10 protein-coding genes are annotated in these 12,267 nt (G+C 65.5%); 3 read left to right on the top strand and 7 right to left on the bottom strand.

The features are described from left to right. Nucleotides 1–443: 443 nt before the first annotated feature. The 4 genes from LXE91_RS30935 to LXE91_RS30920 all read right to left on the bottom strand — a co-directional run bounded on the left by LXE91_RS30935 (nucleotide 444) and on the right by LXE91_RS30920 (nucleotide 3,413). Nucleotides 444–2,174 carry a cation acetate symporter gene (locus LXE91_RS30935; RefSeq protein ID WP_039357257.1) on the bottom strand — a complete coding sequence of 577 codons (1,731 nt, stop codon included), beginning with the start codon at nucleotides 2,172–2,174 and terminating at the stop codon, nucleotides 444–446. Next, complete coding sequence (locus tag LXE91_RS30930; protein WP_039357260.1) at nucleotides 2,171–2,479, bottom strand: DUF485 domain-containing protein; 309 nt, start codon at nucleotides 2,477–2,479, stop codon at nucleotides 2,171–2,173. Before LXE91_RS30930 ends, LXE91_RS30935 begins: the two co-directional genes overlap by 4 nt. Nucleotides 2,480–2,797: 318 nt before the next feature. Next, entirely contained in the window at nucleotides 2,798–3,040 is a 243-nt protein-coding gene (locus LXE91_RS30925; RefSeq protein ID WP_223274293.1) for a PIN domain-containing protein, read from the bottom strand. A gap of 130 nt (nucleotides 3,041–3,170) precedes the next feature. After that, nucleotides 3,171–3,413 carry an antitoxin gene (locus tag LXE91_RS30920; RefSeq protein ID WP_039357263.1) on the bottom strand — a complete coding sequence of 81 codons (243 nt, stop codon included), beginning with the start codon at nucleotides 3,411–3,413 and terminating at the stop codon, nucleotides 3,171–3,173. A gap of 214 nt (nucleotides 3,414–3,627) precedes the next feature. On the opposite strand from LXE91_RS30920, the gene LXE91_RS30915 reads away from it, so the two are divergent. Then, nucleotides 3,628–4,311 (top strand): alpha/beta hydrolase, encoded by a 684-nt coding sequence (locus tag LXE91_RS30915; protein ID WP_039357266.1) that lies wholly within the window; start codon nucleotides 3,628–3,630, stop codon nucleotides 4,309–4,311. Between the two features lie 61 nt (nucleotides 4,312–4,372). Here LXE91_RS30915 and LXE91_RS30910 read toward each other — a convergent pair whose 3' ends face one another. Both LXE91_RS30910 and aspA read right to left on the bottom strand, forming a co-directional pair. Next, nucleotides 4,373–5,884, bottom strand: coding sequence for an amino acid permease (locus tag LXE91_RS30910; RefSeq protein ID WP_039357269.1), 1,512 nt, complete (start codon nucleotides 5,882–5,884; stop codon nucleotides 4,373–4,375). 108 nt (nucleotides 5,885–5,992) lie between these two features. Continuing rightward, nucleotides 5,993–7,399 carry an aspartate ammonia-lyase gene (aspA, locus tag LXE91_RS30905; RefSeq protein ID WP_039357272.1) on the bottom strand — a complete coding sequence of 469 codons (1,407 nt, stop codon included), beginning with the start codon at nucleotides 7,397–7,399 and terminating at the stop codon, nucleotides 5,993–5,995. Between the two features lie 154 nt (nucleotides 7,400–7,553). On the opposite strand from aspA, the gene LXE91_RS30900 reads away from it, so the two are divergent. Continuing rightward, nucleotides 7,554–8,528, top strand: coding sequence for a LysR family transcriptional regulator (locus tag LXE91_RS30900; RefSeq protein WP_039357275.1), 975 nt, complete (start codon nucleotides 7,554–7,556; stop codon nucleotides 8,526–8,528). A gap of 88 nt (nucleotides 8,529–8,616) precedes the next feature. Here LXE91_RS30900 and LXE91_RS30895 read toward each other — a convergent pair whose 3' ends face one another. Beyond that, the gene (locus tag LXE91_RS30895; RefSeq protein ID WP_039357278.1) at nucleotides 8,617–9,681 is read right to left on the bottom strand and encodes an asparaginase; all 1,065 of its coding nucleotides are present in this window, start codon (nucleotides 9,679–9,681) and stop codon (nucleotides 8,617–8,619) included. A 323-nt stretch (nucleotides 9,682–10,004) separates the two neighbouring features. Here LXE91_RS30895 and LXE91_RS30890 point away from each other — a divergent pair, with 323 nt between their 5' ends. Beyond that, nucleotides 10,005–12,245, top strand: a complete 2,241-nt coding sequence (locus tag LXE91_RS30890; protein ID WP_039357281.1) for a TonB-dependent receptor — start codon at nucleotides 10,005–10,007, stop codon at nucleotides 12,243–12,245. The last annotated feature ends 22 nt before the right edge of the window (nucleotides 12,246–12,267 follow it).

The raw sequence follows: 12,267 nt of genomic DNA, 5'->3' as shown, positions 1-12,267 counted from the left end.
GCAGCGATCCGGCTTCGACCGCCGTTTGGTCTATTGAAAGAATGTGAGCGCCGAATTATCGGGGATGGCGTATGACGATCCGATGACCGGAAATCAATCGTTCATTGATAAAAATGCAATGAACAATTGCGGCCAAAGTGCCCTAAAGTATTGCCGGAATTTGCCGTTAACCTCATGCCACAAGGTTTCGGCCGGTGATCCTGCGCAGCCAGGAAATTCCATATTCGGACATTTTATTTTTATTTATTTAATCCGCGGATTAGCCGCAATCAGGCTTTCGTAAAACGTTTGCGCATTATCGACGAATTCAATCCAATTCGCGATTTATTATTGTCGGAGCGTAATTCGACGGCCGGATGAAAACGATTCCGCCCGCACCGGGGCCGACGATGCACTGAGCTGCATTGTCGGCCCCGGGGCGGGCGTGGTCGGCTAACGACCGGTCAGTGGCTGCTGGCGCGCGTCGCCCCCAGCCCCGTTTCCGAACGCACCTGCTGTGCGGCGAACGCGCCCTTCTCCGCCTTCGCGCGCAGGCTCGTGTCGAGTACCGAGAACAGCCACACGCCCACGAAGCCGATGGTCATCGAGAACAATGCGGGCGACGTGTACGGGAACCAAGCCGAACCCTTCGGATGACCGAGCGTCGCCTCCCACACCGACGGCGACACGATCGTCAGCCCCACCGACGAAACCAGCCCGAGGAAGCCGCCGATGACTGCGCCACGCGTGGTGCATCCCTTCCACATCATCGACAGGAACAGCACCGGGAAATTGGCCGATGCCGCCACGGCGAACGCCAGCGACACCATGAACGCGACGTTCTGCTTCTCGAACGCGATGCCCAGCAGCACGGCGATCACGCCGAGCACCAGCGTCGTGATGCGCGACACCTTCAGTTCGTCGGCACTGTTGGCCTTGCCGTTCTTGAAAACGGTCGCGTAGAGATCGTGCGACACGGCGGATGCACCCGACAGCGTGAGCCCGGCCACCACCGCCAGGATCGTCGCGAACGCCACGGCCGAGATGAAGCCGTAGAACACGTCGCCGCCCACCGTCTTGGCCACCAGCACCGCAGCCATGTTGGCCGTGCCCGCGCCGCCCTTGATCACGCCCTTGGCCACGTCGGCCAGCTCCGGATTGGTCAGCACCAGCGTGATCGCGCCGAAACCGATGATGAAGATCAGCACGTAGAAGTAACCGATCCACGTGGTGGCCCAGAACACCGATTTGCGCGCTTCCTTCGCATCCGGCACCGTGAAGAAGCGCATCAGGATGTGCGGCAGGCCGGCGGTGCCGAACATCAGCGCCATGCCGAACGAGATGGCCGAGATCGGATCCTTGATGAACCCGCCCGGCGACATCACCGACAGCCCGATCCGGGTCGCGTCGTCCGGCGACTTGCCGGCATTCGCGGCGATCGCGGTCTTGACTTCCACGGCATGGGCGAACAGCGCCTCCGGGCTGAAGCCGTACTGCGCGAGCACCATGATCGCCATGAAGGTCACGCCCGCGAGCAGCATGCACGCCTTGATGATCTGCACCCAGGTGGTGGCGGTCATGCCGCCGAACAGCACGTAGACCATCATCAGCGCGCCGACGATCACGACGGCCATCCAGTAGTCGAGACCGAACAGCAGCTTGATGAGCTGCCCCGCGCCCACCATCTGCGCGATCAGGTAGAACGCCACCACCACCAGCGTGCCGACCGCGGCGAAACTGCGGATCGGCCCCTGCTCGAAGCGGTAGCCCGCGACGTCGGCGAACGTGAACTTGCCGAGGTTGCGCAGCCGCTCGGCCATCAGGAACGTGATGACCGGCCAGCCGACCAGGAAGCCGATCGAGTAGATCAGGCCGTCGTAACCCGACGTCATCACCGCCGCGGAAATGCCGAGGAAGGATGCGGCCGACATGTAGTCGCCCGAAATCGCCAGGCCGTTCTGGAACCCGGTAATGCCACCGCCGGCGGTGTAGAAATCCGCAGCGGAACGCGTGCGCGAAGCCGCCCACTTGGTGATCCACAACGTCCCGGCCACGAACAGTGCGAACAGGACGATGGCCGTGGTGTTGGTTGCCTGCTTGGCGGTCTGCCCGACATCGCCGCCGCCCGCGACGGCCGCGCCGCACGCGAGCGCGGCCAGCAACGCGACCAGCGTCATCGAAAGTGTCTTCTTCATTGGGCGACGTCCTGCAGGATGTCCTGCGTCAGTTGATCGTATTCGTTGTTCGCGCGGCGCACGTAGATGCCGGTGATGACGACGGTGAACACGATCACCGCCATGCCCACCGGTACGCCGACACTCGTCACGCCGGTGCTCACGGGCTTCGCGAGGAACGACTTGTCGAATGCGATCAGTGCGATGTAGCCGTAGTACACGATCAGCATCAGCACGGTCAGGCAGATGCCGAGCGCATTGCGCCGTCGCTTGAGCAGCGCATACTTCGGATGCGCTTCGATTTTTTTCACCAACCCATCATGCATCGCCTGTCTCCTGATGTGCTTTTTTGAATGAGTGTGGCGATTCTGAAGAGCGAAACTGACTGCGGGCTTACTCGATCTTGCGTGTGCGCGCTATGGTTTTCCCTAGCGGTACGCGGTGCTGCCGCACGCGGGGCGCTGGATGCGTGTGCGGGGCGCGCTGCAACGGCGATGCGGTTTCAGCGTAGCGATGCGGGGCAGTCAGGACGCGATTTTTCGACCGTCCTCAATAAACGGACATTTCCGCGCAAGGACAGTTACTCGCATCGATCGATGCCGATGGAAGGGTACGAGCGCAGACGGAGCATGGCATCGACGCGATCAGTCTTCACGCGTCTCGACGAGCCAATCCTCGATCTGTAGCGCCGGGACTCGCGCAAACTCGCGCGCGTTATACGTGACAAGCACCAGAGGCCGTGCGCGCGCCTGCCCCGCGATCAACGCATCGTACGGACCGATCGGAGTGCCGACCGCAGTCGGGTGCGCACGAACCGCGCCGGCGTGCCGGGCATTTTCCGCATCGAGCGACACCACCTCGAACTGAAGTGCCTCGACACGTGCCACGTTCGCTGCCGCCCTCTGGCGCTAGCAGCACCGCAATAGAGTTCACGCGCGACGATCGCCGGCATGCCGGGCCAGCATGGCCGGCTCGCCTTTCATGATGGCGATTGCCGCATTGGTATCCAGCAAAAATTCATTCAAATACGTCCAGACCTGAGCGCTGCTGAGCGGCAGGCCCGGTCGTAGTCGCAGCCTCGAAATCGGCGTCGACCGGGCCGATCAGTGGCGTGAGCCAGGCCCAGCCTTGCGGCACCGGTTCGAGGATGACGGATGACCCGTGGCGACGAATCCGTACCTCGGTCGTTTCGAAGCGGAATTCCTTCGGCAGAAGGACAGCCTGCGATCCGCCATGCTCGAAAATCCTGGCAGTATCCATCCTCATTTCCTCACGCACTTACAAAATGCACCCACTTTAACAACTGTGCATCCCGATGACGAGCCATGCCCTCGGCACAGGGCACCTGCCGGCCGAGCGCCGTGGAACACCCGATTCATTCCCTTCGGGAAACAATCAATCGCCATCCGGCGATTCACCTTCCCGCCGGCCCGCTCTAGACTGTCACATCGCCCCCCCTCCCGGACCCAACGCAATGACCGACGTCCTGCCGCTGACCACCGATCCCGAATCCGGCCTCCAGTACCGGCTGCGCCCGGCCGCCGGCCGCCCCGCTGCCCGCCTGTTGCTGCTGCATGGCGTCGGCGGCAACGAAACCAACCTGCTGAACCTGGCCGACGTCATCGATCCGCGCGTTGAAATCGCATTCCTGCGCGCCCCGCTTGCGTTCGGGCCCGATCAGCACGCGTGGTTTCCGGTGCGCTTCGGCCCGAACGGCCCCGAAATCGATGCGGCGCGCGCCGACGCGAGCCGCATCCGGCTGATCACGCTGCTGCGTGCGTTGCGCGCCGGCAAAGACGCAGGCGCCGCGTTGCCGACCGTGATTGCCGGCTTCAGCCAGGGCGGCATCATGAGCGCGAGCGTCGGGCTCACGTCGCCGCAGGACGTCACCGCATTCGCGGTGCTGTGCGGGCGCATCCTGCCTGAAATCGATCCGCTGATCGCGCCGCGCGATGCCCTTCGCCCGCTCCATGCGCTGATCGTGCACGGCCGCTTCGACGACAAGCTGCCCGTCGCATGGGCCGACACCGCCGATGCAAAACTCACGGCGCTCGGCGTCGCGCACGAGACGCGGCTGTACGCGGCCGGCCACGAGCTGACCGCGGAGATGGCCGGCGATTTCGGCCGCTGGATCGGCGAACGCACCGGATTGAACTGACTGTCACGAAGGGCCGGGGCGCCGGCCCCAAACGACTCGGCGCGCCCGGCGCATACCGTCTTCAGGCGCCCCGCGCCGGATCGGCGACGGCGCGCGTCGCCGCGGACGCAAGCGCATCCGCCGCCCGCTCCCGTGCGGCGCCGCGCTTCGCCAGCTTCCAGCCGACCACCAGCGCGAGCACGACGACCGGGATCGTCGCGATGGTCCACGTGCCGCCCGGGTAATCGAATGCCATCAGCACCAGCACGCCGACGAGGAAGGCCAGCGTGAGCCACGACGTGAACGGCGCGCCGGGCATCCGGAACGACACGGCCCTCAGTTCGCCGCGGTTGACCGCGCGGCGGAACAGAATCTGGCACATCACGATGAAGCCCCACGTCGTGATGATCCCGAGCGACGCCATGTTCAGCACGATCTCGAACGCCTGCGCCGGCACGATGTAGTTCAGCGGCACGCCGATCGCATTGATCGCGACCGTGATCACGATCCCGCCGTACGGCACGCCGCGTGCGTTCATCCGCGACACGAAGCGCGGCGCCGATCCGCCCATCGCGAGCGAGCGCAGCACGCGCCCGGTCGAATAGAGGCCGGAGTTCAGGCTCGACAGCGCGGCGGTCAGCACCACGACGTTCATCACGGTGCCGACGTACGGCACGCCGAGCTTGCTGAAGAACGTGACGAACGGGCTTTCGTGCGCGCTGTACGCGGTCCACGGCAGCAGCATCGTCAGCAGCACGACCGAGCCGACGTAGAACAGCGCGATCCGCCACATCACGCTGTTGATGGCTTTCGGCAAGACCTTGCGCGCATCGGCGGTCTCGCCCGCCGCGACGCCGACGAGCTCGATGCTCGCATATGCGAACACGACGCCCTGCACGATCAGCACGGCCGGCAGGATGCCGTGCGGGAAGATCCCGCCGTGATCCGCGACGAGGTGCAGCCCCGGCATCTGGCCGGCGACCGGGTGGCCGCTCGCGAGAAACACGGCGCCGACGGCGAGGAACACAGCGAGCGTCCCCACCTTGACGAGCGAGAACCAGAACTCCATCTCGCCGAACACCTTCACGCCGATCATGTTCATCACCGACACGATCCCGAGCGCGCCGAGTGCGAACACCCACTGCGGCACGTCCGTGAACACGGCCCAGTACTTCATGTAGATCGCGACCGCGGTGATGTCGACGATGCCGGTCGTCGCCCAGTTCAGGTAGTACATCCAGCCCGCGACGAACGATGCGCGTTCGCCCATGAACTCCCGTGCATACGACACGAAGCTGCCGCTGGTCGGCCGGTGCATCACGAGCTCGCCGAGCGCGCGCATGATCAGGAACGCGAACACGCCGCACACGAGGTACACGAGCGCGAGCGCGGGCCCCGCGTGCTGCAGGCGCCCGCCCGCGCCGAGAAAGAGGCCGGTGCCGATCGCACCGCCCATCGCGATCATCTGCACGTGCCGGGGCTTCAACTGCTTCGCATAGCCGGCTTCGTGCGACGCGAACATCGCATCGGGGTCGGCATGTCGGGAATCCGCGCCGCCGGCCGGATCGGCCGGGCGCTCACTGCTGTGAGTCATCGTGTGTCTCCGTAGTTTCTTGATGTGTCGCGCCCCGCGCGGGGGCGCTTCGGATGCAGCCGCACGCAAGCCGCCGGCGTCGCGCACCGGCAGCCCGCGCAGCCGGCGTCAAAGCACGCGCGGCCGGATCAACGCTTCGGGCTGCAGCGCTTCGTCGAGCTGCGCATCGGTCATCCACTCGCGCTCCAGTACGACCTCGCGGATCGACTTGCCGGTCGCGTGCGCCTCGGCCGCCACGGCGGTCGCGCGCTTGTAGCCGATGTACGGGTTCAGTGCGGTCGCGAGCGCGACCGAGCGCTCCATCGTTTCGCGCAGCCGCTCGGGATTCGCGGTGATCCCGCTCACGCAACGCTGCGCGAGCGTCGTGCAGGCGGCCGTCAGATGACTGAAGCTGCGAAACAGCGCGCTGGCGATCACCGGCTCGAATGCGTTCAACTGAAGCTGCCCGGCCTCGGCCGCGAAGGTCACGGTCAGGTCGTTGCCGAACACCTCGAACGCAACCTGGTTCACGACCTCAGGGATCACTGGATTCACCTTGCCGGGCATGATCGACGAGCCGGCCTGCACGGGCGGCAGGTTGATCTCGCCGAACCCGGCGCGCGGGCCGCTCGACAGCAGCCGCAAGTCGTTGCAGATCTTCGACAGCTTCACGGCGATCCGCTTGAGCACGCCCGACACCTGCACGAACGCGCCGCAATCCTGCGTCGCTTCGATCAGGTTCGGCGCGGTGCTCAGGTCGAGCCCGGTAATGCGCCGCAGCGCCGCGAGCGCCTTCTCCGCGTACTGCGGATGCGCGGTGATCCCCGTGCCGATCGCGGTCGCGCCGAGATTGATCTCGCGGATCAGCCAGCCGGCTTCCTGCAGGCGCGCGATGTCTTCCGTCAGCATCACCGCGTAGGTCGAGAACTCCTGGCCGAGCGTCATCGGCACCGCATCCTGCAGTTGCGTGCGGCCGAGCTTCAGCAAGCCGGCAAACGCGTCGGCCCGCTCCGCGAACGCATCGCGCAGGCGCGCCATCGCTTCGAGCAGGTGTTCGACCGCGAAGCAGGTCGCGACGCGAATCGCGGTCGGATAGACGTCGTTGGTGCTCTGCGCGAGGTTCACGTGCTCGTTCGGATGCAGGTATTCGTACTCGCCGCGCGCGTGCCCCATGATCTCGAGTGCGCGGTTGCAGATCACCTCGTTCGCGTTCATGTTGGTCGACGTGCCGGCCCCGCCCTGGATGATGTCGACGACGAACTGGTCGTGCAGGCGCCCTTCGCGGATCTCGACGCACGCAGCGGCGATCGCATCGCGAAGCGGCCGCGGCAGCAGCCCGAGCTCGCAGTTCGCGTCGGCCGCGGCCTCCTTCACCGCGGCGAGCGCCATCACGAGGAACGGCAGCGATGCAATCGTGCGGCCGGAAATGTCGAAATTCTCCTTCGCGCGCAGCGTATGGACGCCGTAGTAGGCCTCACTCGGAATGCTTCGCTTACCTAAAAGATCCGCTTCGACGCGGAAGCCGTTTTCTGTCATCGTGCCCTCCTGGATGTCTCGTGCCGCTCGTCGTGCCGCTTTGTCGTGCGCCGCTTCCCGATGCGACGGGTTCGCATTCTATGCCTTTGCAAAAACAAGCTCGCTTCTGTATTATCGAAAGCGGTTTTGCGTGGGACGCAACAGCGAGAATCGAATGAAAAGAGGCGCGAAGGAAACCGGCATCGATCACATGGGCGCGATGCGCGCGTTCGTCAGGGTGGTCGAAACGGGGAGTTTTTCGGCGGTCGCGAAGGAGATGCACGTGTCGACGTCCACCGTCGCGCGCAAGGTCACGGCGATCGAGGAGGCCCTCGGTGTCGCACTGCTGCACCGCTCCACGCACAGCGTGACGCTCACCGAAGCCGGCCATATCTACCTGGAACGCGCCGTCACGCTGATCGCCGATCTCGACGACACGTTGCGCGTGGTCGCCGAGCTGAACGCGCAGCCGAGCGGGCCGCTGAAGCTCACCGCGCCGGTGGCGTTCGGCCGCCGCCATCTCGCACCGCTGGTCGCACCGTTCCTCGCGCGCTACCCGACGATCCAGCTCGACGTGCGGCTCACCGACAATCACAACGACCTTGTGGCCGGCGGCTTCGATCTCGACATTCACGAGGGCGAGAACTACCTGGACAACCTCGTCGTCCACCGCCTGTCGCGCAACGACAGCATCCTCTGCGCGACGCCCGGCTACCTCGACCGTTGCGGGCGCCCGTCCACGCCGGACGATCTCAAGCAACACAACTGCCTGCGCTACGTGCACCCGGAAGGCGATCCGCGCTGGGATCTCGTGAAAGGCGACGCGCGTCACAGCGTGCTGCCGGCCGGCAACCTCGTCACCGACCATTCGGAGCTGCTGCTCGAAGCGACCTGCGCGGGGCTCGGCATCGCGGAGTTCGAGATCTGGCTGGTGCGCGACCTGCTCGCGAGCGGCCGGCTCGAAGCGGTGCTGCCGCGCTACCGGCTGCAGAACCGGCTGACGGGCGAATACATCTACATCGCCTATCTGGCGAACCGGCGCAGCTCGGCAAAGCTGCGCGTGCTGAAGGACTTTCTCCTCGAGCACCTCGCGCATATCGGCGAGCTGTCGGCGCTGGAGCTGACGAAGATTCGCGGCGCGAGCGTGTAGCGCACGCGCCCTTGGTCACGTTCGCACCGCTGCGCACGGCCCGCGTCGCGGGCCACCGACAGCCGCGCATTCACGCCGTTCACGCCGTTCACGCCGCCTGCAATTCGAACGGGAACGTGACGTGCCCGATCTCGACACCCTGCGTGTTGAGCATTCTCGGCCGATGGAAGCCGGCCAGCGGCGCGCGCTGCTCGGCCGTGCCGATCTGCAGCCGCTCGAGCAGTTCGCTGACGACCATGTAGAGCACGTCGAGATTGCCGTCCTCGATCTTCACCGAGATGCCGAGCGCGCCATCGGCGCCCAGCGCCCGCGTGCGCGCCGACGCACGCACGCCGATCCCGTAGCACGCATCGGCGCCGAGCTTGCCGACCACCTGCCCGTCGAACGCGTTCATCAGCACCGTGCAATAGCGGCCTTCGCCAGCGACCAACTCCGGATACGCGGTCATTGCATGATGAATGCGCGCCAGCGCACGCACGCGATCGGTGATGTCGCCACCGCCCGCTTCCACCGTATCCGCCCCGTCGGCCAGCGATGCGTACAGACGCGCGAGCCGGTCCAGCGAAAACGCCGGCGTCGGCAGGTTGCATCCGTCGATCGCCCAGCCCACCTCGTCGTCGCGCAGCCCGCACGCATCGGCCACCACGTGCTTCACGCGTACCTGCATCGGATGGTCGGGCAGATGGTAATCGGCGATCGCGGCGCCGATCGCCTGCGCGCCGGCCAGCATCCCGACGTGCTTGCCCGAACAGTTGCTGCACACGCCGGTCGGCGTGTAGTCGCGCTTGATCCACGCGCGATACACCGCGTCCGACAACGGCGGATGGCCGCCGCAACGCAAGTCCGATTCGTGCGCGGCGACCTTGGCGAGCATCGCGCGCGTGCGTTCGATGTGCCGGTCCTCGCTGCTGTGCGACGCGCACATCAGCGCGATATCCGCATCGTCGAAGCCGAAGCGTTCGGGCGCGCCGGTCTCGATCACCGACAGCGCCTGCGCCGGCTTGGCCGCCGAGCGCGCAAGCGTCATCCGGAACGGATCGCCGAACCGGGCCAGCAGCCTGCCGCGTGCATCGACCACCGCCACATGGGCGACGTGCGTGTTCTCGATCGCATCGCCTCGGTACGTGACGACTGCTGCGCGTTGGGTGTCCATCGTGTTTTGTCTCCATGCTCGGGGCCTGCTTGCCGGGGCCCGTCCAACCGGTACGGCAGTGTATCGAGTCGCCGCCGCGGCGCACCGGCCGGGCGATGAAAAGTGGTGTTGCACGCCGCGCAAAGGCAATCCGTCCCCCACGAATGCCTGACCAAATTAGTACAAAAACCATTCGATCGTTTACAGAATTAGTACCAATCCGTACAATTGCGATCGCAAACGCGAATCATACGCATTTACATTGACGTTTTCCGATGCGCCGCGCTGCCTGCCCGGCATCGAGAAAACGCACCCGCTCACCGAACCTTCTGCTGCCTCTCGATATGCCCGCCCAGTTCAAGACGAGGCCTCGCGCCCTCGTATCGGCGCTGACCTGCTCCGTTTTCCTGACCCCGTTGCTCGCTTCCGCCGAAACCGCCCCTGCTCCCGCGCCCGCCGCCGATCAGCCGGCCCCGTCCGCCGACGTGCAGGCGACACTGCCGACGATCACGGTTCAATCGACCGCGCCATCGGACATGCAGGTGAAGCGTTCGCCGTCGTACAAGTTCACCGCGCCGCTGCTCGACACGCCGCGTTCGGTCACGGTGATCCCCGAGCAACTGATCAAGGAGAAGAACGTCACGTCGTTCGCGGACGCGCTGCGCTCGGTGCCCGGCATCACGTTCCTCGGCGGCGATGCGGCCGCGAACCCGTCGGCCGACCGCCCGGTGATCCGCGGCTTCGAATCGCGCAACTCGATCTTCGTCGACGGGATGCGCGACTCGGGGCTGCAGAACCGCGAAACGTTCGCGGTCGAGCAGATCAGCGTGATCAAGGGCCCCGATTCGGTCTACGCAGGCCGCGGCTCGGTGGGCGGCAGCATCGACATCGTCACGAAGACGCCGAAGAACGACAACTTCATCAACAGCAGCATCGGCTTCGGCACCGACGGCTACAAGCGCGCGACGGTCGACGCGAACCACAAGATCAACGACACGACGGCCGTGCGCCTGAACGCGATGGGTCACGACGCGAACCAGGCCGGCCGCAACGACGTGTACAACAAGCGCTGGGGCGTCGCGCCGTCGATCGTGTTCGGGCTGAACACGCCGACCACGGTCACGGTCAGCTACTACCACATGAACTCGTACGACATGCCGGACTTCAGCGTGCCGTTCCGCGCGTCGGGCGGTACGCCGGTGCCGACCGATCGCGGCCAGTTCTTCGGGCTGAACACGCGCGACTACCGTTACGGGCAGACCGACACCGCCCAGGTGCGCGTCGAGCACAAGCTCAACGACGACTGGAAGCTGAAGAACACGACGATGTTCGGCCGCTCGACGCTCGATTACGTCGCGACGAACCCGCAGATCCTCGCGTCGAACCCGACCATGCTGAGCCTGCAGGCGAAGAGCGGCAAGTACGCGCTCAACGGCTTCTCGAACCAGACCGAAGTGACCGGCAGCGCGAACCTGTTCGGCATGAAGCACACGATGACGGCCGGCGTCGAGTTCAGCCATGAACAGGCCCGCTACGAGGGCTACCTCGTGTCGGATTCCGCCGGCAACAACATCCGCTCGGGCGGCCCGTGCTCGGTGGCCGGCAACTGCACGCCGCTCGCGGGCGGCTGGAACCCGAACATGCCGTGGACCGGCAGCATCGTGCTGAACGGCGACAAGGGCTTCCCCGGCGCGACGACGAACACGCGCACCGACACGGTTTCCGCGTACATCTTCGATACCGTGAAGCTGTCCGAGCGCTGGCAGTTCAACACGGGGCTGCGTTTCGACCGCTACGACACGACCGGCAAGCAGGCCGGGGTGGCCGACCTGTCGAACACGTCGAACCTGTTCAGCTACCAGTTCGGCCTCGTGTTCAAGCCGGTGAGCAACGTGAGCCTGTATGCGTCGTACGGCACGTCGTCGAACCCGCCGGGTTCGAACGGCGGCCTCGGCGGCGGCACCGACCAGATCACCGCGACGAACCAGGATCTCGCGCCGGAGCGTTCGCGCAACATCGAGATCGGCGCGAAGTGGGACGTGCTGCAGGATCAGCTGTCGCTGACGTCGGCGCTGTTCCAGACCGAGAAGACCAACGCGCGCGTGAGCGACGGCCTCGGTCACACGGTCAACGCGGGCAAGCAGCGCGTGCGCGGCGTCGAATTCGGCTTCACGGGCAACCTGAGCCCGAAGTGGCACGTGTTCGGCGGCTACTCGTACCTGAACGCGATCACGACCGATGCAGGCCCCGGCAGCCCGGGCGCATCGGGCCTGCCGATGGTGATGGTGCCCAAGCACAACTTCACGCTGTGGACGAGCTACGACGTGATGCCGAAGCTCACGCTCGGCGCGGGTGCGACGGTGATGAGCCAGACCTACGCGTCGGTATCCGCGACGACGAAGAAATGGACGCCCGGCTACGCGCGCTTCGACGCGGCCGCGACGTGGCGCGTGAACAAGACGATGGACGTTCAACTGAACGTGCAGAACCTGTTCGACAAGAAGTATTACGCGAGCGCGTATCCGATCTACGCGACGTGGGCGCCGGGCCGCTCTGCGATGGTCACGCTCAACTTCTATCAGTAACGCTGCGGGCAGCGGGAGGGCT

The organism is Burkholderia contaminans (assembly GCF_029633825.1).
GTDB classification, from domain to species: domain Bacteria; phylum Pseudomonadota; class Gammaproteobacteria; order Burkholderiales; family Burkholderiaceae; genus Burkholderia; species Burkholderia contaminans.
Note: the sequence above shows the minus strand (reverse complement) of the source record. Positions and strands in the feature narration are given on the sequence as shown.